The sequence below is a fragment of the Flavobacterium sp. 140616W15 genome (genome assembly GCF_003668995.1).
In the GTDB taxonomy this organism is placed as follows: Bacteria; Bacteroidota; Bacteroidia; order Flavobacteriales; family Flavobacteriaceae; genus Flavobacterium.
Map to the genome: position 1 here is coordinate 1,973,434 of NZ_CP033068.1, position 25,092 is coordinate 1,998,525.

At 34.0% G+C, this 25,092-nt stretch carries 19 protein-coding genes, 2 tRNA genes, 3 rRNA genes and 3 pseudogenes; 15 read left to right on the forward strand and 12 right to left on the reverse strand.

The features are described 5' to 3' along the window. Positions 1 to 933 precede the first annotated feature (933 nt). The 3 genes from EAG11_RS08340 to EAG11_RS08350 all read left to right on the forward strand — a co-directional run bounded on the left by EAG11_RS08340 (position 934) and on the right by EAG11_RS08350 (position 2,689). On the forward strand, positions 934 to 1,248 hold the full coding sequence (locus EAG11_RS08340) for a DUF4160 domain-containing protein (protein WP_129538786.1): 315 nt from the start codon (positions 934 to 936) through the stop codon (positions 1,246 to 1,248). Between the two features lie 189 nt (positions 1,249 to 1,437). Then, entirely contained in the window at positions 1,438 to 1,860 is a 423-nt protein-coding gene (locus EAG11_RS08345; RefSeq protein ID WP_129538787.1) for a hypothetical protein, read from the forward strand. Positions 1,861 to 2,182: 322 nt separating this feature from the next. Beyond that, the gene (locus EAG11_RS08350; RefSeq protein WP_129538788.1) at positions 2,183 to 2,689 is read left to right on the forward strand and encodes a hypothetical protein; all 507 of its coding nucleotides are present in this window, start codon (positions 2,183 to 2,185) and stop codon (positions 2,687 to 2,689) included. 55 nt (positions 2,690 to 2,744) lie between these two features. Here EAG11_RS08350 and EAG11_RS08355 read toward each other — a convergent pair whose 3' ends face one another. Next, positions 2,745 to 2,978, reverse strand: coding sequence for a hypothetical protein (locus EAG11_RS08355; protein WP_129538789.1), 234 nt, complete (start codon positions 2,976 to 2,978; stop codon positions 2,745 to 2,747). 305 nt (positions 2,979 to 3,283) lie between these two features. Here EAG11_RS08355 and EAG11_RS08360 point away from each other — a divergent pair, with 305 nt between their 5' ends. From EAG11_RS08360 to EAG11_RS08370, 3 genes are all read left to right on the forward strand, one after another. Further along, positions 3,284 to 3,727 (forward strand): hypothetical protein, encoded by a 444-nt coding sequence (locus EAG11_RS08360; RefSeq protein ID WP_129538790.1) that lies wholly within the window; start codon positions 3,284 to 3,286, stop codon positions 3,725 to 3,727. 112 nt (positions 3,728 to 3,839) lie between these two features. Next, positions 3,840 to 4,067, forward strand: coding sequence for a DUF2683 family protein (locus tag EAG11_RS08365; RefSeq protein ID WP_129538791.1), 228 nt, complete (start codon positions 3,840 to 3,842; stop codon positions 4,065 to 4,067). Then, the gene (locus EAG11_RS08370; protein ID WP_129538792.1) at positions 4,057 to 4,356 is read left to right on the forward strand and encodes a type II toxin-antitoxin system RelE/ParE family toxin; all 300 of its coding nucleotides are present in this window, start codon (positions 4,057 to 4,059) and stop codon (positions 4,354 to 4,356) included. The genes EAG11_RS08365 and EAG11_RS08370 overlap by 11 nt, the downstream gene beginning before the upstream one ends. 135 nt (positions 4,357 to 4,491) lie before the next feature. Here EAG11_RS08370 and EAG11_RS08375 read toward each other — a convergent pair whose 3' ends face one another. Further along, positions 4,492 to 5,118 (reverse strand): hypothetical protein, encoded by a 627-nt coding sequence (locus EAG11_RS08375; RefSeq protein WP_129538793.1) that lies wholly within the window; start codon positions 5,116 to 5,118, stop codon positions 4,492 to 4,494. A 242-nt stretch (positions 5,119 to 5,360) separates the two neighbouring features. Between EAG11_RS08375 and EAG11_RS08380 the strand changes: the two genes are divergently transcribed. From EAG11_RS08380 to EAG11_RS08420, 9 genes and pseudogenes are all read left to right on the forward strand, one after another. Then, positions 5,361 to 5,810, forward strand: coding sequence for a GNAT family N-acetyltransferase (locus EAG11_RS08380; RefSeq protein WP_129538794.1), 450 nt, complete (start codon positions 5,361 to 5,363; stop codon positions 5,808 to 5,810). Positions 5,811 to 5,927: 117 nt separating this feature from the next. Then, entirely contained in the window at positions 5,928 to 6,785 is an 858-nt protein-coding gene (locus EAG11_RS08385; RefSeq protein ID WP_129538795.1) for an EamA/RhaT family transporter, read from the forward strand. A 4-nt stretch (positions 6,786 to 6,789) separates the two neighbouring features. Next, complete coding sequence (locus tag EAG11_RS08390) at positions 6,790 to 7,281, forward strand: DNA-deoxyinosine glycosylase (protein WP_129538796.1); 492 nt, start codon at positions 6,790 to 6,792, stop codon at positions 7,279 to 7,281. A gap of 103 nt (positions 7,282 to 7,384) precedes the next feature. Next, positions 7,385 to 7,954, forward strand: a complete 570-nt coding sequence (locus EAG11_RS08395) for a pentapeptide repeat-containing protein (RefSeq protein WP_129538797.1) — start codon at positions 7,385 to 7,387, stop codon at positions 7,952 to 7,954. Between the two features lie 38 nt (positions 7,955 to 7,992). Beyond that, entirely contained in the window at positions 7,993 to 8,517 is a 525-nt protein-coding gene (locus EAG11_RS08400; RefSeq protein WP_129538798.1) for a GNAT family N-acetyltransferase, read from the forward strand. A gap of 421 nt (positions 8,518 to 8,938) precedes the next feature. Next, entirely contained in the window at positions 8,939 to 9,700 is a 762-nt protein-coding gene (locus EAG11_RS08405; RefSeq protein ID WP_129538799.1) for an ABC transporter permease, read from the forward strand. Between the two features lies 1 nt (position 9,701). Next, positions 9,702 to 10,477 (forward strand): annotated as a pseudogene (locus EAG11_RS08410) (ABC transporter ATP-binding protein). Positions 10,478 to 10,497: 20 nt separating this feature from the next. After that, the gene (locus tag EAG11_RS08415; protein WP_129538800.1) at positions 10,498 to 11,289 is read left to right on the forward strand and encodes an MlaD family protein; all 792 of its coding nucleotides are present in this window, start codon (positions 10,498 to 10,500) and stop codon (positions 11,287 to 11,289) included. 129 nt (positions 11,290 to 11,418) lie between these two features. After that, positions 11,419 to 12,462 (forward strand): annotated as a pseudogene (locus EAG11_RS08420) (NAD(P)/FAD-dependent oxidoreductase). Between the two features lie 496 nt (positions 12,463 to 12,958). Here EAG11_RS08420 and rrf read toward each other — a convergent pair. From rrf to EAG11_RS08470, 10 genes and pseudogenes are all read right to left on the reverse strand, one after another. Further along, positions 12,959 to 13,068 (reverse strand): 5S ribosomal RNA (gene rrf, locus EAG11_RS08425). Positions 13,069 to 13,213: 145 nt separating this feature from the next. Further along, positions 13,214 to 16,098: ribosomal RNA gene (locus EAG11_RS08430) — 23S ribosomal RNA — on the reverse strand. Positions 16,099 to 16,231: 133 nt separating this feature from the next. Continuing rightward, a tRNA-Ala gene (locus EAG11_RS08435) sits at positions 16,232 to 16,305 on the reverse strand. Between the two features lie 87 nt (positions 16,306 to 16,392). Beyond that, positions 16,393 to 16,466 (reverse strand) — tRNA-Ile (locus EAG11_RS08440). Between the two features lie 123 nt (positions 16,467 to 16,589). Further along, positions 16,590 to 18,103 (reverse strand): 16S ribosomal RNA (locus EAG11_RS08445). The 16S, 23S and 5S rRNA genes sit together here with 2 tRNA genes alongside, the layout of an rRNA operon. Before the next feature lie 32 nt (positions 18,104 to 18,135). Beyond that, positions 18,136 to 18,375, reverse strand: a complete 240-nt coding sequence (locus EAG11_RS08450; protein WP_129538801.1) for a hypothetical protein — start codon at positions 18,373 to 18,375, stop codon at positions 18,136 to 18,138. Positions 18,376 to 18,597: 222 nt separating this feature from the next. Further along, positions 18,598 to 18,906: pseudogene (locus EAG11_RS08455) on the reverse strand (IS6 family transposase); the annotation flags it as partial. Between the two features lie 166 nt (positions 18,907 to 19,072). Beyond that, positions 19,073 to 21,490 (reverse strand): T9SS type A sorting domain-containing protein, encoded by a 2,418-nt coding sequence (locus EAG11_RS08460; RefSeq protein WP_129538803.1) that lies wholly within the window; start codon positions 21,488 to 21,490, stop codon positions 19,073 to 19,075. Positions 21,491 to 21,834: 344 nt separating this feature from the next. Next, positions 21,835 to 22,501, reverse strand: a protein-coding gene (locus EAG11_RS08465; protein ID WP_371414633.1) for an IS6 family transposase whose coding sequence is annotated in 2 segments (ribosomal slippage) — positions 21,835 to 22,218 and positions 22,220 to 22,501 — 666 coding nt in all. Because the reading frame shifts where the segments join, the coding sequence is not laid out codon by codon here. 316 nt (positions 22,502 to 22,817) lie between these two features. Next, the gene (locus tag EAG11_RS08470) at positions 22,818 to 24,470 is read right to left on the reverse strand and encodes a S41 family peptidase (protein WP_129538804.1); all 1,653 of its coding nucleotides are present in this window, start codon (positions 24,468 to 24,470) and stop codon (positions 22,818 to 22,820) included. Positions 24,471 to 25,092: the final 622 nt, after the last annotated feature.

Consider the following 25,092-nt stretch of genomic DNA (forward strand, 5'->3'; position numbering starts at 1 on the left):
TAAAGAAGGTGATGTCATTAAAGAATAACTAGCTTTCTTTTTATAGATAACAGGAACTGTACGCAATTTTTAAATCCCGCATTTTAAAATCTGTTTTTAGAATGCAAATTAAATTTTGCCTTAAAGGGCGATACTTTATTTAGTATCGCTCTTTTTTTATATTTAAAAGGTTTTCAGAGATTCGCGAAAAAGCGCAAAGATTCACAAAGTTTCTCCCCAATCTTGTCATTTCGAGGAACGAGAAATCTTCACGAGTAACTCTACAAAGATTAAATTCTCATTTTTTGCCGTTCTGAGCACAATCGGAAACCCAAGCGATAACGAAATGCCGAAACAATCTTCCCAACTAACTCTACGAAAGTTGGATTCTCATTTTTTGTCATTTCGACACAGGAGAAATCTCCACTAGAAGCTCCGCATAGAAAATCGTCAATCTTTGTAGAGATACTCTCCAAGATTTACTTCGTCTATTCGCTATCGCTCGGGTCTCGTTCCTCGAAATGACATACTTTCTGTTATATTTTTTTAAAATTTTTAATCAAATGAAAGCTCTTAGAGTTTCTTTAGGAGCTATTGTGCTAGCTATCGAGACAGGACTAGAAATCTTGTGTCCATATAGAATAAACAAGTATAAATACGTGGTTGTTTATATTAGAAAATGGTGTTTAATGGAAATTAATTTGCTTTTTTTTTAGAAAATAAAGCTATCAATAGTTTCTCGAAAAGGTATTTTTTAGAGAGATAATATTTGACATCATCGATTTAGATTCCCTACTCGAGTAAATGATAATTTATACAAATTTTCTCTATATTAGCTAAATAAATATTTACATTTAGTGACATAAAGCCAGTCTAAATTGATTAGATTGTAGCCATTTATGAGTGAATAAATTATGAATTAGAGATGATTTTCTAAACGTCTAAAATCAAATTATGTCAAATGAAATTATACTCAATGCAATAACACAAACACTTCGTACTTATTTAAGCTATGATGATTCTTTCATTGAATTTCTTCTAGAGAATCCAAATGTAGTGGACAAACAACGAATAGAAACGATTGAACATCTCGAAATTATTATCTATCCTAACGACCATAATCCGCCTCATTTCCACGTAAAATCAAAAGATTTAAAAATTGACGCTAAATTCTTAATTGAAACAGGCGAATTTTATAAAGGTAAAATTGATACGAAAGACATCAAAAAATTAAAGCATTCTATCAAAGTCCAAAAGGAAAAATTTTAATGGAAATTATTTGGAAGAAATATCAAAATTAAACAGAATTAATAATTTTAATTTATAAATCAATTATGACCTAGGAAGATAACGAAATTTTTTAAATCTCTCAATAGAGCAAAAGAAAACAACTTTAAGCCTCCCCTACCACGAGTATCTCACTAATGAAACAATATCAACTTCATAATTTTTACTGCAATGATTAAATATACAAACACCGATTTTGAAGAGATTACTCAACAGCAAATTGATAAATCAAAAGAATATCATAAGGAAACTTATGAAAATGGAGAACTTAAATTAATTCAGAAATATTGGTTTAAAGGGAGAAAAGGAGAGATATCCTATAGTGGTGGAGAATATTATTTGTCACCAGATGAAAATCTTGATAATATAATTAATCAATATCTCCCAATAGGAATAAGTTGGTTCTTTTATTACAATAAAGAGACCAATGCTAATAATGATGAAAAATGGGAATATCAGTTTTTTTATAACGGTATTTTGGAAAGAAAAGGTATAGAAGTGTATAATAAAAATGGGCAACTTTTAGCTTCTTGTATTAAAGATTTAATAACGAATGAAATTGATGAAAAAGAAAATATTTTTATGGAGATATAAATGTCTTTAAAAGAATAAATTCTAAATATGCATATTATACATTCAATTATGAAAATCATGAAATCGAAACAATATTTGTACATGATGAAGACTATAGACTAAATGAATTTTTAGTAAGTGATGAGATGAATATCTTCTCATGGAATAATCATCCGTATTATCATAATTTTACCCCCCTACTACCTACTGGTCTGAATATTTAATCCAACTCTACGAAATCTTCATATACCTGTCTCGTACTGAAAAAAGTTTGCATTTCTATTTACGCTTAGTCAAAAAACACTACTAAATCCTAGTAATAATAAAAAAAAAATCCTGTAAAATGTCATCAGAAAGTCAATTAAAATTTAGAGGCAGGCAACTTTGGATCAATGATGCATTCTTGTTGCCATTTTATATTTTCCTTTTTGACCAACTTAAAAATGAAAATAAAGAATTTACTGATCTACAAAATGAGTTAGTTACAAATATTGATAATATATTAGAGTATACGTTTGGTTTTCTAAATTTTACTGAATTTATTTTTTCAGATGAAATGAAAGATATTGTAATCAATCATATTGAAAACATAATTACAAAAATAAATGAAGAAGATAATTATTTCTCATTAGAAAACTTAGAAACAATTTTATCACAGGTCAAAACATATCATCTTAAAAATTTAGATTATGAACCCTGTAAAAAAATAATTAATGATAGTTACGGAAATGATTTTTTCCTTGAAAAAAATAATAGCATAAAAGAATTCATTGAAATAAAATCATTACTTGAAAAAGCAATACCCGATTATTATAGATTACTTCTGAAAACACTAAATGATAAAAAATAAACAAAAACCCTCTATTTAATAAAATCGAGGGTTTTAAAAATATGCTAATTAAAACTTATTTTACACTCAAATAAGGATTTAAAGCTTCGGCTAATTCATTGAGCCAATAAAAGCTGTTTTCAAAGTTTATCATTTCGTTCTGAAGATCTTGATTTTCTCTAATAGCACTTATAGCAAGAAGATAGTTTGCTTGCCTAATTACTTTAGCCATCTCTTTTGGTTCTATTACATGGCTAAAAAAATTAATAAGCCTTGTTTTGGCTTCTTCTGAAAGGTGGTTTGTACTCATAACTCGACATTTTAGTGAATATAAAACCCTAGTTGCTAAGATGAACCACATTGTTAAGAGCTTTTTTATTCTTCTCAATGCTATCCCCATATCACAAGGGCAAATTTTATTTCGTTCTTAAGGTCGTAGTTTAAGAATACCAAATATAGGAAATAAATTTGTAATACAAAACTTTCATTTATAATAAAGAAGCAGTTAGTTTTTATATCGACTAAAAAAGCAAAAAAAAGAAACTTCTCCATTAATTCTAAGCATCATATAAAATGATTTATATTGGATTGTAATTAGTAAATTTGCTCCACATTATGATCGAAACAATTTTAACTGACTACATCAATTTCATAAGAGATTTTGAAGCTTTACTAAAAAATAAATATAAACAAGACATAAACCCATGTTCATTTTCTAGAACTTTTTTTGAAAGAAAAGGTACTATCAATGAAATTGAATATTGGTTTCACGGAGCTGGATGCACAGCCCAAAAAAATGGAGTGATTTATGCTTATGATATTGAAATCAATGAAATTCAATTTTCTCAATGGAAATTTTCAGAGTTTATTCGAACTCATCCTGATTATCAAAAATTAAATTATACTCCTGATTATATTGAATATCAATTATATCAACTTATAAATAGAGAGATATTAAGTTGGTTAGTTATAGAAGGAATAGAAGGAACTTCTTTTGGATGCGTATTTATGGAATATAGAGTTATTCAAGAACCACTTTGCGTCCATAAAATAATTTAATATGTGTAAAGTCATAATAAAAACTCCTCCCCTTATTATTTTCTGTTATAATCTTAATTAAATAATTTTGTCTTAACTTTGTTAGCAATGAACATTATTAAAATTTTATATCATGCAAGTAATAAACATCACAGCATACACAGAGGATGCTTCTCAAATTGAAGCTGTAAAAGCTTTTATGAAAGCATTAAAGATAAAATTCGAAATTGCAAATACAAAACCCTATAACTTATCTTCTGAGCAACAGGATATATTAGATAGTCAAATAAACTTAGACAAAAATCTTTACACGGACGCTGAATCACTTTATACTGATTTAAAAAAGAAGTATGAGCTATAAGATTATTGTTTCACCTATAGCTTCCAAAAATATTGAAGACGCAATTGAATATTATATTTTGAAAGCAAATAAAAAAGTAGCATTAGATTTTCTTAATGATTATAAAAAGACTATTAAATCTATACAAAGAAACCCTTTTTACCAATTTCACGATAATAATTATAGCTTTTTACCTTTTAAAAAATTTCCATATATAGCATTTTTTATTGTTGATGAACAATCAAAAACTGTATTTTTGAATGCAATTTTTCATACTTCTCAAAGTCCTGAAAAATATCCTAAAAAATAAATAGCACAGAAATTATCTTCGTGTACGCAAACAAAGTTGTTGTTTTTAATACACAGATTTAAACTATCTAACATCTTATCATAACGGACACGAAAAAAACCTCACGTTTTTATCGCCTAAACCTATTGAGATTATTTAACTTTCAATTCGTTTTTTTACTATTTCTAAAAGTTCTTCTTTCGTCATAAAAATATTTAAGAAATCTTCTAGGTTTCCTTCATTGGTAACTTCTCTAAAAAAGACTTCGTGATCGGTACCAAACAATGTGGGATTCTCAGGATTGGGATCAGATAAGCAGATATAATAATTATCGGGATAACCATAACTAGAAAAAAGGTAAATAAAATCTGGAGTAGTTTCATTCGTTACCTTAGTTATTTCGCTTAAATCAATATCATCTTCGATAAACTCATCATTCCACTCTTCGTAATCTTCTGTACCCTGTTTATAAGGGGTGAAAGGCTGTCCTTCCCAAAACATCTGCCCATAACCTTCAATAGTTAATCGATAATATTTTTCGATTATCTTATCATAAAAAGCTTTTGGGTCTTTTTTAAAAAGTTCATGATTTTCGTTAATAAACTCCGAAATTCCATAAATAGGTTCCGAATCCTCTGCTTTTTCCCATGGAGTATCAATTGGTCTTTTATAAAGAACAGTATCAAAAGTAATAGACAAAATATCGTTATTCGAAGACAATCCTTTTACTTTACTTATGTTCCCTCCTAGTTGTTGAATTCTATCTAAAATTTCTTTTTTCATTTATATCCTTTTTTGCAGACTAATTCTGATAATACATATTCAAAAGTGTTCTAATCAAAAATAAAGAATTATAATATTCAAAAAATAAATTCCTCGTTTATTCTCTGTTTTTATTCGTTTACCAAAAGATATCGGTTTTGAATATTAATAAAACTTAAAATTTCATCTTTGATTTTGAATATATGTAGTCAACTACGTATATTTGCATATAAATTATTTTTTGACAGTATAAAATCAATAAAATGGAGACTAAATCAAATCACACTTTGCCCAATATAATCAAAACAGAATTAGTTAATGACAAAGATCAAATAGATCTGGCTTTCTTTATTCGCAGACAAGTTTTTGTAGAAGAACAGCATGTATCTGTAGAACGCGAATCGATGGATGACAACGAATCGGTTCATTATTTAGCTACTTACAATGAGTTACCAGCTGGTGCAGCCAGATACAGAAAGACAGAAAAAGGAACCAAAATTGAGCGCATTGCAGTATTAAAAAACTACAGAGGAAAAGGTATTGGAGAAGCGCTATTACTTAAAATCTTAGATGATGTAAAATCAGAAGAAAAAATATACTTACATGCTCAGGTTGTTGCTCAACAATTTTATATAAAGAATGGTTTTAAAGTAACCGACAATTATTTTGTAGATGCAGGAATCGATCATGTCGAAATGGATTTCATTAAATAAAACTGATTTTCAGCCAAATACAAAGCCTTCAAAATAGCAATTTTTGAAGGCTTTTTTAATTAAAATAGAAGTAAATTTGGGAGCGAATTATTTCGTCGAAAATAAACCCGAAAATATATGTTATTTCTAATATTAAGTATTTTATGCAGTGTGAGTGTTGGTGTTTTATTTAAAATAGCACGAAAATACAATACCAGCAATACTCAAATTGTGGCTTACAATTATATTTTTGCCTTGTCACTTTGTTATCTGTCATTCAGCCCAGATATTACTGCAATTTCAGCCGCTGCTCCTTGGAATCTTTATATCGTAATTGGAATTTTATTGCCTTCTATATTTCTATTTTTGGCACTGTCCATAAAACATATGGGAATTGTAAAAACAGATGCTGCACAGCGCCTTTCGTTATTTATTCCTATTCTAGCCGCTTGGTTATTATTTAAAGAAGATTTTAATTTCCTTAAAATCATAGCGCTTTTAATTGCATTGCCTGCCTTATTGCTTATCCTGAATAAACCCACAGAAAAAACGACCAATAAATGGATTTATCCAGCAGTAGTTCTATTAGGTTTTGGAGTAATTGATATCCTTTTTAAACAAATAGCAACTCATACCGACCTTCCCTACACTACTTCATTGTTTGCTATTTTTACAATCTCAATGGCTATAATGATAGTAGTTGTTGTTTATGAAACTACTATTAAGAAAGTAAAACTAACTGCAAATAATATCCTTTTTGGCGGACTGGTAGGTATTCTTAATTTTGGTAATATTCTCTTTTATCTAAAAGCACACAAAGAATTTGCCGAAAATCCTTCGACAGTTTTTGCAGGAATGAACATGGGAGTCATCATTTTAGGAAGTCTTATTGGTATTTTAATCTTTAAAGAAAAACAATCCAAGATGAATTACCTTGGTCTTTTCTTAGCCTTAATAGCAATAGTTTTAATTGTAATATCTCAAAACAGCAAATAATCTAATGGAAAGTTATTCCTTTGAACCTATAGCATCACCAAATGCCACAATTTTAATTCTAGGAACCATGCCTGGAATAAAATCTTTGGAATTAGGGCAATACTATGGACATAAACAAAATAACTTTTGGAAATTAGTATTCAGCATTTTTAAAGAAGACATAACAGATGATTATCAAGCTAAAAAAGAAATTCTTTTAAAAAACAACATTGCTTTATGGGATGTTTTAAAATACTGCGATCGAGTTGGAAGTCTCGATAGCGCCATTAAAAATGAAATCACAAACGATTTTGAAGCATTCTTAAAAGAACATTCCGATATTAAAACCATCCTATTTAATGGACAAAAAGCAGCTGCTTTTTTCAAAAAACACATTCCATTAAGTGATGATTATAAACTAATTACCCTACCCTCTACAAGTCCTGCCAATGCCAGTAAATCATTTGAAATAAAACGTAAGGAATGGGAAGTTATTTTAGAATTACAACAGGATTGATTTCAATAAAAAACACAAAAAAATTAAATTCAAATCTAGAATACGCAACTAAATAATTTTGTTTATTTGCAACAGCCATTTACTTTTTTGCATCACAACAAACATGACAGACTATTTCCTTGATAAAGAATACAAAGACATCACTTACAACAGAGATGATCTGAATTTCAAGGATTTTGAATGCTGTACTTTTAGCAATTGTAATTTCTCAGCCTGTACTTTCTTAGCTGTTACTTTTATCGATTGTATATTTAACAATTGTACTTTTAGCGAAGCCAAAATAAATTATGTGGCTTTTAGAACTGCTACTTTTAATGACTGCGAAATTAAAGATGTAAATTTTGCCATGTGCGATAAGCTTATATTCGAAGTAAATTTTAATAATTGTGTTTTAGATTTTTCGAAGTTTTATACCTTAAAAATAAAAGGAACTTCCTTTACCGATTGCAGTTTAGTAGCTGTAGATTTTATGGCTAGCGATATCACAAATGTAGTTTTTGATAATTGCGATTTATACCGCGCCGAATTTGATAAAGCAATTGCAAACAAAGCCGACTTTAAAACCAGTTACAATTATACCATAGATCCATCGAGAGTAAAACTTAAAAAAGCAATTTTTGCTTTAAAAGAAGTCAAAGGATTGCTTTTTAAACATGATATTATAGTTAATTAATATATTTACCTATCTAATATTCAAAACCATATTAAATCATGACCAACCAAGAACATACCATCCGAAATGCTAAAGCAAATGAATTTGAGGAGATCGGAAAATTAATGGTTCTGGTTTATTCGCAATTAGAAGGTTTTCCAAAAGAATCGGAACAGCCCAATTATTACAAAATGCTTGCTAACATTGGTGACTTAACTACCAAACCCAATACAGAACTTTTGGTTGCAGTTACTTCTGATGATAAAATAGTTGGTGGCGTAGTTTATTTTGGCGATATGCAATATTATGGTTCAGGAGGAATTGCAACTAAAGAAAAAAATACTTCAGGTTTTAGATTACTAGCTGTAAATCCGATGAACAGAGAGCAAGGCATTGGCAAGCTCTTAATAAAGGATTGTATTGAAAAAGCAAAAGAAAAAAAACAGCAACAGTTGATTATCCATTCGACTATGGCAATGCAAACTGCATGGAAAATGTATGAAAGATTAGGTTTTAAAAGATCCAAAGATTTAGATTTCATGCAAGGAGAGCTTCCTGTTTTTGGATTTAGACTATTGCTTTAAACCTAAAAAAGCATTCCCTAAACACCTAATATGATTTAAATTACGAAATTATCTCGTTCTATAAATCACAATTCTTTACTATTCTACTTTTAGCTAAGTCAACATATTTTGCATTTAGCATACCCTAATTCCGTTTTTACAAACAATTATATTCGCATTATGTTAATTATATAACTATTTTTTAAAGTTATATAAAGCAAACCGTATATAAAATACTGACCTTTATCAATATGCTTATAAGCATAACTCACACAAATCAATTATTTAAAATACAAACTAAAATAATTTGATTTTTAAAGGCAGCCAATCTTCAATTATAGGAATCTCTAAGAAGGGCATACTTTAGTATAAACACAAGATTTTTTTACATTTTTTATACTCAGGAAGAATATAAAATAATTTTCACCATTAAAAATATATTATGCCAACTTTATACTTTAAAAATACATTTACAGATATAGGTGATGTAACGCTTTTTACTAAAAGGTTCTTCAAGGAAGTATTTATACCTCCTTACGAAACCAAAGAATTTTTTAGGCAATGTTATCTCATGGGATATAAATCGTTACCGTTGGTGGCTGTTACAGGCTTTATAATGGGATTAGTACTCACATTACAAACAAGACCTACATTAGCCACTTTTGGAGCAGAATCATGGTTACCTGGCATGGTCGCTTTATCATTAATTCGAGAAATTGCTCCCGTAATTACAGCATTAATTTGTGCTGGGAAAATTTCATCAGGAATTGGAGCCGAACTAGGTTCTATGAAAGTAACAGAACAAATAGATGCGATGGAAGTTGCTGCCATAAATCCCTTTAAATATTTAGTAGTTACACGCATTTTGGCGACAACGCTAATGGTTCCGATTTTAGTGATTTTTGCAGATGCAATCGGAATATTAGGTGGTTATGTCGGAATAACAATTCATAGTGATGTAAATGCATACCGATACATCTCGCAAGTTTTTGAATCACTAGACTTTATAGATATCATTCCTGCTACTATTAAAACTTTTTTCTTTGGTTTTTTTATAGGAATGATAGGCTGTTATAAAGGTTTTAATGCTTCAAATGGTACCGAGAGCGTAGGTAAAGCAGCAAATTCGGCTGTAGTAACCGCATCATTAACCATTTTTATTTTAGATATGCTCGCAGTACAAATCACAGATTTATTCTTTTAGTATGAAAACCGAACAAGAAAATATAGTAAAAAAAACTACTCCTAACAAACGAACTCCCGTAATCGAGATTAAAGACTTGCATAAGTCTTTTGGCGATAATGATGTTTTAAAAGGGGTAAATCTCACTGTAAACAAAGGGGAAGACTTAGTAATTTTAGGAAGATCTGGCGAAGGAAAATCTATTACAATAAAATGTATTGTAGGATTGGTAATTCCAGATAAAGGAAATATAAGTGTTTTAGGAGAGGAAATAATTGGATTAAAAAGAAGTGAACTAAATAAAATAAGAGTCAAAATTGGTTTTCTTTTTCAAAGTGGCGCTTTATATGATTCAATGTCGGTAAGAGAAAATTTAGAATTCACATTAAAGCGACATTCTAAAGAATTAACAGCGCAGGAAATTGAATCCCAAGTTATGGATGTTCTTGATAGTGTGGGTTTGGAAGATGCTGTAGATAAGATGCCCTCAGAATTATCTGGCGGTATGCGAAAACGAATTGGTCTTGCCCGTACATTAATTCTAAAACCAGAAATTATTTTATATGATGAACCTACTACTGGACTAGACACAATTACATCAAAAGAAATAAGCGAACTAATATTAGATATCAAAAAGAAACGCAAGACAACATCTATAATCATCACACACGATATGTCTTGTGCCAAATTAACGGCCGATCGGGTTATGATATTAAAAGATGGCGTAATACATGCCGAAGGAAAATACGAAGAATTAGAAAAAGTGAAGATGAATGGGTAAGATCATTTTTTATATAAACATTTAACAATAAGAAATTATGAATAAGGAATCTGGATTTAAATGGAAACTAGGAATGTTTGTAACAATAGGTTTAATCCTTTTTATGCTAACCATTTATTTTATTGGAAAACAACAAAATTTATTTGGTTCGACATTCCATATAACATCGACTTTTAAAACCGTAAGTGGTTTACAAGTGGGTAATAACGTGCGTTTCTCAGGAATTAATATAGGTACTGTTGAAGACATACAATTAATAAACGATTCGTCAGTAGTAGTAAAACTGATTATCAAAGATGAAGTCAGACAATTTATAAAAACAGATGCCAGAGCCAGTATTGGTTCTGAGGGATTAATGGGAGACAAAGTCCTAACTATTTCTCCAGGTAATAAATCTAACCGAATTATTGCTAATGATGGAAAAATAGCCTCTATAGATGCCATCGAAATGGATGACATTATGAAAAGTGTAAAGAAAAGTGTAGATAATGCAGGAATAATATCCGAGGAGCTTGCCGTATTTACTCATAATATGAATAATGGAGACGGTGCATTATCAAGATTAATGACCGATCCTAAGCTTGCAAACACATTAACTAAAACAATTACCAATCTTGAAAGTGGCACGCAGGGATTTAGCCAAAACATGGAAGCAGCCAAAAGTAATTTCCTGTTTAGAGGATATTTCAAAAAAAAGGAAAAAGAAAAAGAAGAAGCAGATAAAAAAGCTAAGGATGAACATGAAAAATTAGAGAAGGAAAAAGAAAAAGCGAAAGAAAAAGATAAAAAAGAGGAAGCTTCGAAGGAAAAAGACAATGTAAAAAAATAATATAGGAAACATTTCTACTTAGGCTTCAAATAAAATTATTAGTTCTAAAAAAAGTAATAATAATTAGTATCAAAAGATAATATCATGAAACTACATTCAACCGAAACTTTTTGGCCAATCAAAAATGCTATGGATACAAGTTATCCCTCTTTGAATGCTGATATCAGCACACCAATTTTAATTATCGGCGGCGGAATTACTGGAGCATTAATAGCCTATAAATTGATAACCGAAGGGAAAAAAGTAACTCTTGTAGATAAACGTGATATCTGTAATGGCAGTACAGCTGCAAGCACTGCACTATTGTAATATGAAATTGATATTTCTTTACATCAATTAATAGAAAAAAGAGGTTTTGATTGTGCAGTATCTAGTTATAAGAATTGTGAAAAAGCAATCTTTGACCTCAAAAAAATAATAGATTCAATAAAAAGTGATTGCCAATTTGAATTTAAAAAGAGTGTTTATTTTTGTTCTGTAAAAAAAGATATTCCGTTTTTAGAAAGAGAATTTAAAGCACGTAAAGAAAACGGTTTTAAAGTAAAATGGTTAGATGAAATTGAATTAAAAAAACAGGGAATAAATGCTTTTGCTGCAATAAAATCTGAGTCGGGAGGCGTAATGGATCCCTATAAACTGGCTTATGATCTTTTAAAATATTGCACACAAAAAGGAATGCAAATATATGACCGCACAAATATCATAGCATTTAAACAGCAAAACGGAAAAACACTTGCCATAACAGAAGATAAGTTCACAATTACAACCGAAAATAGTATTCATTGTAGCGGTTATGAAAGTACCCAAACACTTACTGAAAAAGTAGTTGATTTAAAAAGTACTTATGCATTGGCTTCAGAGAGTTTTACAAAAGTCCCAGAAGTATTTAAGAATGCTATTTATTGGAATACATCAGAACCCTATCTATATTTTCGAGCAACATCCGATAATAGAATTATAATGGGTGGTGGAGATGAAGAATTTCACAACCCCGAAAAACGGGATAAACTATTACCACGAAAAGAAAGCTACCTTTTAAAACAATTTAAAAAATGCTTTCCAGATATAAATTTCAAAATTGATTATTCATGGGCTGGTACCTTTGGAGAAACTCAGGATGCACTGCCCTATTTTGGCAAACCTGATTCTCAAAAAAAGAACATTACGTTTTAGGCTTTGGCGGAAATGGAATTACTTTTAGTGTAATGGCTATGAATTCTATTATTGCCTCATTAAACGGCACTTCTCACCAAGATTTAGAGTATTATAAATTTAATAGATAATTTTTAATGTCGTAACAAATCCAGATCATCAAATACAAGCCCAATATAAAACTCTAAAAACGCTTATTTACCTAAATTGATTCCTTGGTAAGCAAGAATAATTATATGTCTTTTAAAAAGATTTAAATGAGATCTTATTTTTTATAACTCCACTAGCTTAGGATTGATCTTTCGTTCTCGCAAAGTAGCAGAGACACAAAGGCTTTGTTTAAACACAAAACAACCATAATTTTACCGCAAAGAGCGCAAAGTCTATTAATTAAACTTTGCGAACCTTTGCGTATCCCGATAGCTATCGGGACTGCGCTCTTTGCGGTATTTTTTTGTCAACCAAAAAGTTACGAACAAAAAAAAATCCTCATCAAATTCATGATGAGGATTCTAAAGAAAGGCGACGACATACTCTCCCACATAACTGCAGTACCATCTGCGCAGGCGGGCTTAACTACTCTGTTCGGAATGGGAAGAGGTGAGCCCCGCCGCAATAACCACCTTAAGGTCGTTAGTTGCTTTAGGCAACTTTTGTAATAAAAATTAACAATTGATAATTAATAATTACAATAATATCTTAACACACTGAGATAAAGAAAAAATAATTTTTTAGAAAGTTTCTCCCCCCGACTTGCGTCGGGGGAAAAGGCGTACATAAGCTTACGGATTATTAGTACTACTCGACTATGACATTACTGCCTTTACATCTATAGCCTATCAACGTGGTCATCTCCCACGATCCTTAAAAGAAATCTCATCTTGTGGTGGGTTTCGCGCTTATATGCTTTCAGCGCTTATCCCTTCCAAACGTAGCTACTCTGCGGTGCTCCTGGCGGAACAACAGATACACTAGAGGTTTGTCCAATTCGGTCCTCTCGTACTAGAATCAGATCCACTCAAATTTCTTGCGCCCACAGTAGATAGAGACCGAACTGTCTCACGACGTTCTGAACCCAGCTCGCGTGCCACTTTAATGGGCGAACAGCCCAACCCTTGGGACCTTCTCCAGCCCCAGGATGTGACGAGCCGACATCGAGGTGCCAAACCCCCCCGTCGATATGAGCTCTTGGGGGAGATCAGCCTGTTATCCCCGGCGTACCTTTTATCCTTTGAGCGATGGCCCTTCCATGCGGAACCACCGGATCACTATGCTCTACTTTCGTACCTGATCGACCTGTATGTCTCTCAGTCAAGCTCCCTTATGCCATTGCACTCTACGCACGGTTACCAAGCGTACTGAGGGAACCTTTAGAAGCCTCCGTTACTCTTTTGGAGGCGACCACCCCAGTCAAACTACCCACCAAGCAATGTCCCCCGCAATAACGGGGTTAGGCCTCAGATAAACAAAGGGTTGTATTTCAACAATGACTCCACAACGCCTAGCGACGCCACTTCACAGTCTCCAACCTATCCTACACATCATTTATCCAAGGTCAATACTAAGCTATAGTAAAGGTGCACAGGGTCTTTTCGTCCCACTGCGGGTAAGCGGCATCTTCACCGCTACTACAATTTCACCGAGCTCATGGCTGAGACAGTGTCCAGATCGTTACACCATTCGTGCAGGTCGGAACTTACCCGACAAGGAATTTCGCTACCTTAGGACCGTTATAGTTACGGCCGCCGTTTACTGGGGCTTCAATTCAATGCTTCTCCGAAGATAACATCTCCTCTTAACCTTCCAGCACCGGGCAGGTGTCAGGCCCTATACTTCATCTTACGATTTTGCAGAGCCCTGTGTTTTTGATAAACAGTCGCCTGGACCTCTTCACTGCGGCCAGCATTGCTGCTGGCGACCTTTCTCCCGAAGTTACAGGTCTATTTTGCCTAATTCCTTAGCCATGAATCTCTCGAGCACCTTAGGATTCTCTCCTCAACTACCTGTGTCGGTTTACGGTACTGGTACTAATTACCTGAAGTTTAGAGGTTTTTCTTGGAAGCCCTTAGGCGCACTATCTCTTCAACCGAAGTCTCCGAGTACTATCGTATTTCCCCAAAATCTGTGGATTTGCCTGCAGATCTTATAGGTAGGTACTTCAACGAACTATTCCGTCAGTTCGCGGCGCTTTCATCACTCCGTCACCCCATCACAGTAATTAGTAGTACGGGAATATTAACCCGTTAGCCATCGACTGTCCCTTTCGGGTTCGCCTTAGGACCAGACTAACCCACAGCTGATTAGCATAGCTGTGGAAACCTTAGTTTTTCGGTGTGCGGGTTTCTCGCCCGCATTATCGTTACTTATGCCTACATTTTCTTTTCTAACCAGTCCAGCATGCCTTACGACACACCTTCAACCCTGTTAGAATGCTCCCCTACCACTTAGAGTAAACTCTAAATCCATAGCTTCGGTAATATGTTTATGCCCGATTATTATCCATGCTCGTCCGCTCGACTAGTGAGCTGTTACGCACTCTTTAAATGAATGGCTGCTTCCAAGCCAACATCCTAGCTGTCTGGGCAGACAAACCTCGTTCTTTCAACTTAACATATATTTGGGGACCTTAGCTGATGGTCTGGGTTCTTTCCCTCTCGGACTTGGACCTTAGCACCCAAGCCCTCACTGTTGTGAAACATTATATAGCATTCGGAGTTTGTCAGGAATTGGTAGGCGGTGAAGCCCCCGCATCCAATCAGTAGCTCTACCTCTATATAACTTTATGCACAACGCTGCACCTAAATGCATTTCGGGGAGTACGAGCTATTTCCGAGTTTGATTGGCCTTTCACCCCTACCCACAGGTCATCCGAAGACTTTTCAACGTCAACCGGTTCGGTCCTCCACTGTGTGTTACCACAGCTTCAACCTGCCCATGGGTAGATCACACGGTTTCGCGTCTAACACTACTGACTAAAGCGCCCTATTCAGACTCGCTTTCGCTACGGATCCGTGGCTTAACCACTTATCCTTGCCAGCAACGTTAACTCGTAGGCTCATTATGCAAAAGGCACGCCGTCACCCCACGAAAGGGCTCCGACCGCTTGTAAGCGTATGGTTTCAGGATCTATTTCACTCCGTTATTCACGGTTCTTTTCACCTTTCCCTCACGGTACTGGTTCACTATCGGTCTCTCAGGAGTATTTAGCCTTAGCGGATGGTCCCGCCAAATTCAGACAGGGTTTCACGTGCCCCGCCCTACTCAGGATACCACTATCATTTACACTCATTACCTATACGGGACTATCACCCTCTGTGGTTCTACTTTCCAGTAGATTCTAATTCTTTGTGCAACAAATATCGTGGTCCTACAACCCCAACATTGCCGTAACAACATTGGTTTGGGCTAATCCGCGTTCGCTCGCCACTACTTACGGAATCACTTTTGTTTTCTTCTCCTCCGCCTACTTAGATGTTTCAGTTCAGCGGGTTTGCCCACCTATCGGTGTACTATGTCTTCAACATAGTGGGTTGCCCCATTCAGGTATTTACGGATCAATTCGTGTGTGCCGATCCCCGTAACTTTTCGCAGCTTATCACGCCTTTCATCGCCTCTGAGAGCCAAGGCATCCCCCATACGCCCTTATTTTGCTTATTGTACCAATCATAAATTAATATGACCGTTTTTTTTTGTTTTTATTATCGCTAATAAAAACGCTTTCTACTTTTATTATTTTCTTATCTCAATATGTCAATGAACTTTTATCGCTCCCAACTAAGGGATTGATCTGTGGAGAATAACGGAGTCGAACCGTTGACCTCCTGCGTGCAAGGCAGGCGCTCTAGCCAGCTGAGCTAATCCCCCATTTTTAAAATGATGATGAATTATGAGTTATGAATTCGCTCATAAATGCTCAACTTCTAAAATTTCCTTTTATTTAAGTTTAAATAGTAGTCCCGGGCAGACTCGAACTGCCGACCCCTACATTATCAGTGTAGTACTCTAACCAGCTGAGCTACGAGACTCTGTTTTTACTTAAATTTATTATTTGAACTAACAGCAGAGTAATATAATCTTTAGAGATGAACCTTTAAATTCTTTCGTCTTCTTTCCCTAACGTGCATTACTGCTAACATATAGGGCTCTAGAAAGGAGGTGTTCCAGCCGCACCTTCCGGTACGGCTACCTTGTTACGACTTAGCCCTAGTTACCAGTTTTACCCTAGGCAGCTCCTTGCGGTCACCGACTTCAGGCACCCCCAGCTTCCATGGCTTGACGGGCGGTGTGTACAAGGCCCGGGAACGTATTCACCGGATCATGGCTGATATCCGATTACTAGCGATTCCAGCTTCACGGAGTCGAGTTGCAGACTCCGATCCGAACTGTGACCGGTTTTATAGATTCGCTCCTGGTCGCCCAGTGGCTGCTCTCTGTACCGGCCATTGTAGCACGTGTGTAGCCCAAGGCGTAAGGGCCGTGATGATTTGACGTCATCCCCACCTTCCTCACAGTTTGCACTGGCAGTCTTGTTAGAGTTCCCGACATGACTCGCTGGCAACTAACAACAGGGGTTGCGCTCGTTATAGGACTTAACCTGACACCTCACGGCACGAGCTGACGACAACCATGCAGCACCTTGTAATTTGTCTTGCGAAAAATCTGTTTCCAAATCGGTCAAACTACATTTAAGCCTTGGTAAGGTTCCTCGCGTATCATCGAATTAAACCACATGCTCCACCGCTTGTGCGGGCCCCCGTCAATTCCTTTGAGTTTCATTCTTGCGAACGTACTCCCCAGGTGGGATACTTATCACTTTCGCTTAGCCACTGAGATTGCTCCCAACAGCTAGTATCCATCGTTTACGGCGTGGACTACCAGGGTATCTAATCCTGTTCGCTACCCACGCTTTCGTCCATCAGCGTCAATCAATTAGTAGTAACCTGCCTTCGCAATTGGTATTCCATGTAATCTCTAAGCATTTCACCGCTACACTACATATTCTAGTTACTTCCTAATAATTCAAGTTTAACAGTATCAATGGCCGTTCCACCGTTGAGCGATGGGCTTTCACCACTGACTTATTAAACCGCCTACGGACCCTTTAAACCCAATGATTCCGGATAACGCTTGGATCCTCCGTATTACCGCGGCTGCTGGCACGGAGTTAGCCGATCCTTATTCTTACAGTACCGTCAAGCTGGTTCACGAACCAGGGTTTCTTCCTGTATAAAAGCAGTTTACAATCCATAGGACCGTCATCCTGCACGCGGCATGGCTGGATCAGGCTTGCGCCCATTGTCCAATATTCCTCACTGCTGCCTCCCGTAGGAGTCTGGTCCGTGTCTCAGTACCAGTGTGGGGGATCTCCCTCTCAGGACCCCTACCCATCGTAGCCTTGGTAAGCCGTTACCTTACCAACTAGCTAATGGGACGCATGCTCATCTTTTACCGTTGTGACTTTAATTATAAAATGATGCCATTCTATAATACTATGAGGTATTAATCCAAATTTCTCTGGGCTATCCCTCTGTAAAAGGTAGATTGCATACGCGTTACGCACCCGTGCGCCGGTCTCTACTTCCGAAGAAGCATACCCCTCGACTTGCATGTGTTAAGCCTGCCGCTAGCGTTCATCCTGAGCCAGGATCAAACTCTTCATCGTATATTTTTTATATTATATTGCGACTTCAGATTCTATCGGTTATATTCAAATCTTGCGATTCTATTACTCTTTATTCTTTGTTTCGAAATCTCTCTCGAAACGGCTGTCAATTCAATATGTCTAAGAACTTTATCTTTATTTCTGTATCGCTTGTTTCTCAAAGCGGATGCAAAAGTAGTCAGTTTACTAGGATCAACAATGCATTCTGCCGATTTTTTACAATCTTTTTCATCACTTTTTCTTAACTTCCTGATAACAGCAAATTTATACATTTAAATTTTATGTTTTTTATGAAGTGTTTTCTTTCTTTATTGTTTTTTAAACAAAAAAACTTTAAAAAAAAGCATTGTATTTATAAAATATTCAACCAGAGCCATATCATCATCTGATTTACACTGTCTGATTCTAATCTTTGAGAACGAACCTTTGTTGTATACTCTGATCGCTACAGTAATTAGAAAAGACTGAGTGCTCATTCTCTGTCTTTATCTGGTCAAAAGAAAGTCTAGTGTATTGCTTAATTTATCTACTGCTCTATATAAATAACACCAAATTCCTTTTACTTTAATATACGTCTCATCCATTCTCCAACTCTTCCCCACTCTGGCTTTTCTATTCTTCCTCTCTGCCTCAATGAAAGGCATAAACTTATAAACCCAGCGTTGGATCGTGGCATGATCAACAATCACACCCCTAATTTTCATTATTTCTTCAACGTCACGATAGCTAAGTGTAAATCCTAATTTAAAATACACTGCCTGCAGGATTACGTATTTTGGATAACAATGACCTTTGGTATTCATTTTTTATTAGTTTTGAAAAACCAAAGATAAAACTTAATCATAGATGCGACAGAACCTACAAATTTTCTAAAAACATATTTAAAAAAAAACAACTAAGTTAAACTTAAATGAAGCTTATTTTTGTACTCCTATTCAAATTTCAACTTTATCAAATGTTTCTGTCACATTATTGACGTACTATTTTCGTATGTTGATAGGTTCCATTACTCTTTATTTTTGCGATGTATATCCCTGTTGCTAAAGAAGCAATATTTAAAGTAATTTCCTGCGTTTTATCTTTAGTACTAACTGTCATCAATACTGTCCCTTTTAAGTCAAAAACTGTTATTTCATCTATAGGTTCGGTGTGACTGAAATGGATAAAACCATCAGATGGCATAGGGAATACCTTTATGCCAGATTTTTGTTTAAAATCCTCAGTATCCAAAGTCTGACCACTAAACTGTACATTACTTACCATTGTGAGATCCATTGGCGCATTATTATAGTAATTATTCATATACCTGCCACAATGTTCTAAAGTAACATCTAAAGCTGTACCTGCATATGCTGTTAAATCATAGTTTAATGTTACATAAGCATCATTATAAGAAGTAGTTGGGTTTCGGCTGGAGCCTTGTTGGACTCCGTTTACCAATACTCTGAACCAAGAAGTATTTTTGCTATAGTAATATTTTTGCTTCATTGTGATTGCCAATTTCAAACTACTTACGTTTGTCGCATCAACTCTAAAAGAAATTCCTGATGTGAAAGCCTTGTTGTCATTCCATGCCTGCTGTTCTGTAGTAGTTGATCCACCAACCCAAGCTGAGCCATTTCCTTGTAGTTTTTGATAGAAGTTTAATGCATTCGAATACAAAAATTGTCTCGAAAAATCTTGTAATTCTGGAGCATAATTAGTTGTAGCGGTTGTGAAAAGCTGTTGATATGGTACTTTTACTGTAGTAGGATTAGTCGATTCTATTATTTTCTTCCATTCACAATAACTGTTTTCATACTTGTTTCTAATATATATATCATAGGATTTGGCAACTGTCAGTCCTGTAATGGTAAAAAACTTGTCTTTTGTGACCGTACCAGAGTTTGGAGCAGTCATATCGTGATCGACCCATGCCACTTCCCATTCGTCGGCAGCAGAAGTCCAATTGAGTGTTATACTATTTTCTGTCCTTGCGACTATGATCTTTTGCGGAGGATTACAAACTGGCATTTCAATTAGTTTTACATTATCTACAAAGGCAGTATTATACGGAGAAGCTTCGGTGGTATATCTACCAAGATGTTGCATAATCAAATCAAATTTAGTTCCATTTGACTCAGATAAATCAATCGTTATGGTTTTAAATTCGTCAGAATTGTCGGTAGTTGATGTATAAACTCCAGAAATTAGTGCGTAATCTGAGTTCGTTATTGTCGCGATTCTGAATTTGGAATCTTTTGTCTGCCTCAGATCAAATTGAAGTATCGGATTTCCAGTATAATTGGTTAAATCAATGGTAAAATAAGCTCTTGAAATGAACGCCGGATTGTCATTCCAAGAATCGTTGGTAGTTGTTTTCCATTCCCCGGACTTTATCACATCATCTGTTCCTCTGAAAAGTATGCCGTTTTCAGAATTTGAAGCCGCAATTGGTGAAATGTAAACTCCGACAGTTTTACTTGCCGTCAGAAAATAGTCGAATGTATTATTACCGTCAAAGGTAATGGTTGTAGGAACCTTAAGATTATAGGGGCCAGTAGTAAACTGCTGAGAGTAATAATTAGTAGGTGTAATGTCACAATCCGTTTTGCGGTAGAAAGTATAGCCAGTAGCAGGTTGCAGATTTTCCAACAGCACATTTTTTCCATTAACAACTTTATAGGTAGTTGGCATAGGATCTCCCAACTTTTGAATCATATAGCGGAAGGCAGGCGATATAACATTACTGGGCCAATTTGCCAATACAGATGTAGCAGTGACGATACTAAACGTACCCCCATAGAATGGTTCGCATCGTTCCAAAGATCCTCCAAATTCGGTACACGCATAAACGTTTTCATATATAGCTGCTCCACCAGACATTGTCATTCGGGTTCTTGTAGGTGGTTTGTTGTAGTTTTTAACCCCTTTGAAAGTTGTAAATTGACTGGCAGTTTTTCCAGGTTCTATTTCCTGTACATCGATCACTAGATTTTGTCGACCATCATAGTAAAAAGGTTTATCGAATGTTAAAATGACAGTATTTCCAGACCCGCTGATTCTACCATTAAAAACTTCGGTAAGTTCACTATCTGGGATATTGGGATCACCTTGAGCAAATTCTGTTTTATTGGTATAACCTATTGCTACACGCCATATAGTGGAGTTTTCAAAAGTAGAAGATGAAAATTCTAGAAAATATTTAAGTGAAGTGATAGTACCTCTAAAACGCATCTCATCAGGGTAATATATTGTTTGTGATCTTGAATATTCGGCCTGCACTGTGATAGGCTCGTAAACCATGTCAAACTTAGTTCCTACAGTTACATTCGACAGTTGTTCTGCTTGAGAAAAAGTATTTGTTGAAATCAATAAGCTTATTAGAAGATAAAATTTAGTTTTCATTGTCTTATTTTTAAAGATGCACGAATTTACAAAAATAAAGTAACTGCGAGGTAGTTTTCATTAAAGTGAGTAATATCTTAAAATAAACATTGAATTTATGTGCTGATAAATATAACAAATGATTTTATGTAAGATATGGTAATGAATATGTATCAAATCAACAATGTATCAAATCAACAATGTATCAAATCAACAATGTATCAAATTAAGGTTTGAAATAAGTTGCAAATTACAACTTTTTCCAAACCAGATCACTTGAATATGTCGACAACGAAGTATGAACGTTTCAGACGGCTCTGTCGCATCTGCGAGAATCAAATATAAGAATTTAAGTAATTTAAAAATTAGCTCACCAGTTTACAGAATGATTTAAACATAGATAATCCTGGCCTAACCATCTGATTCTTTCTTAGCATATGTACAACTTCAATTCCGCTTAACGTCCGTTTGACCGATTCAAAACTTTTAAAACCTAATCCGTTTTGGATGCGCCACTTGATGAACCGATGATCCTGTTCGACAATATTGTTGAGATATTTACACCGCCGAATTTTAATCTTTGAGAAAGAACGCCTGTTATAAACTTTAATTGCTGCGGTATTAAAACCGCTTTTATCAATATTTATTACTCTTGGCCGGTAGTTATTACTAATTGCTTTAATTAGAAATGACTGGGCACTCATCCTCTGCCTTCTCTTAGTTAATAAGAAATCAACTGTATTACCAGACCCTATCTACTGCTCTATATAAATAACACCAAATACCTTTTACTTTGATATAAGTCTCATCTAATCTCCAACTCGTCCCCACTCTGCCTTTTCTCTTCTTCATCTCTGCCTCAAGTGAAGGTGCAAACTTATATACCCAACGCTGAATCGTTGCATGATCCACAATCACCCCCCTAATCTTCATTATTTCCTCAACGTCACGATAGCTAAGTGTAAATCTTAATTTAAAATACACAGCCTGAAGAATTATGTGTTTTGGATTACAATAACCTCTAGTACTCATTTTTTGATCGCTTTAAAATTCTAAAGATAAAAGTTATTCCCAGATGCGAGAGAACCCTGATTTCTCATTGTACCTAAAACTATTAAACTTCAATAAACAAAGGTTTGCTAACTTTTGACTCCAAAGTCAAAAATGCTAAGATGCTACAGGTGATTAATCCTCAATCAGTTCTTAACTATATTTGAAAAAAGGGTTAAACTTTAATTAAAAAGCAAACCCTATATTATTAAATTTCTAAACTTTATAGAATAGGGGCAAATTATATTTTTACTGGATATTAATGAAAAATAACCTTTTATCTTATTATTTTGTTCGATTAACCTTTTTCTTTAATAAAAAGAACAGCTCTGTCTAATATTTCATCTCTTCCTTGTTGAATACCTAAAATAGTACGTTTTACAACTATATCTGGAATAATTCCAATTCTTTGAGTCTCTCTTCCATCAGGATAATAAACGCCAATTCCTGAAAAGGGAGCATTAAAGTCTTTGATAAAATCGATGTGGCTCGTATTACCATCTGCACCTGCTGTTTGACTACCTATTACAGTAGCATTATCTGCGGTTTGAAAACTCATAGTTGCCCACTCAGATTGACTTAACGACTTTTCGTTTACTAATATTATTACTTTTCCTTTGTAGCTGTTTTTGTTATCAATACCACAAAAATGCATTTCTTTTTTCCAATAAAATTTACCTGGATAACTCAAATCTGGAGATGTATATTTAGCAAATGCCCTAGAACTAGAATTTAAATATTTTGAAATTTCTAAATTTGTACCTCTTGGGTAATTTCTAGAATCCAAAATTATAGCTTCTGTGTTTGCAAACTTATCCATCATTTCAGGCACTTCAGACACATTAAGTTTACCCATGTTTACATAACCAATATTATCTTCTAATATGTGAAATTTTTCTGTTTTAGTTTTCTTAAATTCATTACTATGTGATATATTATAATCAAAGCATTCAATGGTTTTGTTACTCGTAATTTTGTTACGAATAACTTCCAAATTCATAGTATCATCATACCCAGAAGAAATCTTAGTAACCAAATTTAACAGATATGCAGATTCATTAGAGGCACTAATATTATTTCTTTCATCCTGAATAATTTGTGACACTGATTTATTATTTACTTTAGTTATTACATCCCCTATCTGAATATCATACCTTTCTGCCAATGAATCACTTAAAATTTCAACCACTACCATTTTCTCATCTAAAATGACACATTTAACAGGAAGAAATTTTCTAAATTTTCCAATAGTTTCATCTGTTTTAAAGTAAAATGTAGCATGTGTATCATTGAGGCGAACGACTAATTTCAGCATTGCCAATTTAAAATCATCTTCGCTCTTTACATTGATAAAATTAGTAAGCATCTGTTCTAAAGTAATATCCCACTTATAATCCATTAAATATTTATAAGGATAGAAATACTCAATTACATTCCAATATCTAAAAAGTGCTACTATCCGTAAATCCTTCTTTTTCCAAGTGAAATTGGAAAAATTTTCATTCATTAAAAATATATTGCCCGCTAGGGTTTGACCAACATAAAATGGCGTACCTTGATATCTATTAGTCTCTATATGCTTAAGTTTTATAGATAAGTCATTAGATAAAAATTCATTTTGATTTATCCAAGATAAATCAAAATTTTGTTCAAAATAGACAATATCTTTTACAGGAACAATATTCACATTTTTCACAATCCCCAATGAGTCTACCCAATTTTCGATTACTTTTGAAAATGTGGCAGTAGTTGTCGCCTTTTCGATTTGTGGTAAAATTTGCAGTAATTCATCATCCCAATTTTTACTTCCATCAGCAACATTTGGATGATAATATTTTAAAAAGCCCCAAACTTTAGCAGTAATTACTAATTTCTTAACTTCTGTTATATTATTATGAGCATATCCAAATTGCTGATATATGATAAATAAAATTAGAATCAATTTTTTCATTATACTTTTTTTTTAAAATTTAATTTGATTTAAATAAGACTTAGCCAGATAGTCGGATTTAATTTCATTAAATCTTTGGTTATCTATAAAATGCCAATTCATACTCCTATGAATCAATGTTGAAACATAATTATGTTTTGATTCTTCATGTTTTCCAAATTCTTCCTCAATATCGCTTTTTATACTTTCGTTATCCAAATATTTTGAATGAAGATAGTCATTAATTTTAAATTTGATGTTTGGTTTGAATACTCTTTATTAAATGATTTTCTTAAATCTGATGTAAAATAAAATTCCTTTTGGAACATATTAATTTAACTTTCACAATGAAGAATCATTTCATCCAAAGCATAATTAAAAGTTTTGTGGTAATTTTTTATTTTTAATACTGCAATTATTTATGATAGAAAAATCACTGACGATTATAAATTTAATGAAGACACTGAGCCTAATAAAATTAAGCGATTAATAGATTGTCCAAAACAGGATTTATTTACAGTCGACGAAATCGACGAATTAATTTAAAATGTCAAAAGGGTTACCAATGCAAGTGGGTGTAACTGCTACCGGAACTATTAGAATTTATAATCCCATTAAAAACTCTGAAGAACATGACAGCGAA

Coding starts and splice junctions, on each gene's coding strand:
- EAG11_RS08340 (WP_129538786.1), top strand. CDS start 934: ATGTCAAATGAAATTATACTCAATGCAATAACACAAACACTTCGTACT.
- EAG11_RS08345 (WP_129538787.1), top strand. CDS start 1,438: ATGATTAAATATACAAACACCGATTTTGAAGAGATTACTCAACAGCAA.
- EAG11_RS08350 (WP_129538788.1), top strand. CDS start 2,183: ATGTCATCAGAAAGTCAATTAAAATTTAGAGGCAGGCAACTTTGGATC.
- EAG11_RS08355 (WP_129538789.1), bottom strand. CDS start 2,978: ATGAGTACAAACCACCTTTCAGAAGAAGCCAAAACAAGGCTTATTAAT.
- EAG11_RS08360 (WP_129538790.1), top strand. CDS start 3,284: ATGATCGAAACAATTTTAACTGACTACATCAATTTCATAAGAGATTTT.
- EAG11_RS08365 (WP_129538791.1), top strand. CDS start 3,840: ATGCAAGTAATAAACATCACAGCATACACAGAGGATGCTTCTCAAATT.
- EAG11_RS08370 (WP_129538792.1), top strand. CDS start 4,057: ATGAGCTATAAGATTATTGTTTCACCTATAGCTTCCAAAAATATTGAA.
- EAG11_RS08375 (WP_129538793.1), bottom strand. CDS start 5,118: ATGAAAAAAGAAATTTTAGATAGAATTCAACAACTAGGAGGGAACATA.
- EAG11_RS08380 (WP_129538794.1), top strand. CDS start 5,361: ATGGAGACTAAATCAAATCACACTTTGCCCAATATAATCAAAACAGAA.
- EAG11_RS08385 (WP_129538795.1), top strand. CDS start 5,928: ATGTTATTTCTAATATTAAGTATTTTATGCAGTGTGAGTGTTGGTGTT.
- EAG11_RS08390 (WP_129538796.1), top strand. CDS start 6,790: ATGGAAAGTTATTCCTTTGAACCTATAGCATCACCAAATGCCACAATT.
- EAG11_RS08395 (WP_129538797.1), top strand. CDS start 7,385: ATGACAGACTATTTCCTTGATAAAGAATACAAAGACATCACTTACAAC.
- EAG11_RS08400 (WP_129538798.1), top strand. CDS start 7,993: ATGACCAACCAAGAACATACCATCCGAAATGCTAAAGCAAATGAATTT.
- EAG11_RS08405 (WP_129538799.1), top strand. CDS start 8,939: ATGCCAACTTTATACTTTAAAAATACATTTACAGATATAGGTGATGTA.
- EAG11_RS08415 (WP_129538800.1), top strand. CDS start 10,498: ATGAATAAGGAATCTGGATTTAAATGGAAACTAGGAATGTTTGTAACA.
- EAG11_RS08450 (WP_129538801.1), bottom strand. CDS start 18,375: ATGTATAAATTTGCTGTTATCAGGAAGTTAAGAAAAAGTGATGAAAAA.
- EAG11_RS08460 (WP_129538803.1), bottom strand. CDS start 21,490: ATGAAAACTAAATTTTATCTTCTAATAAGCTTATTGATTTCAACAAAT.
- EAG11_RS08470 (WP_129538804.1), bottom strand. CDS start 24,470: ATGAAAAAATTGATTCTAATTTTATTTATCATATATCAGCAATTTGGA.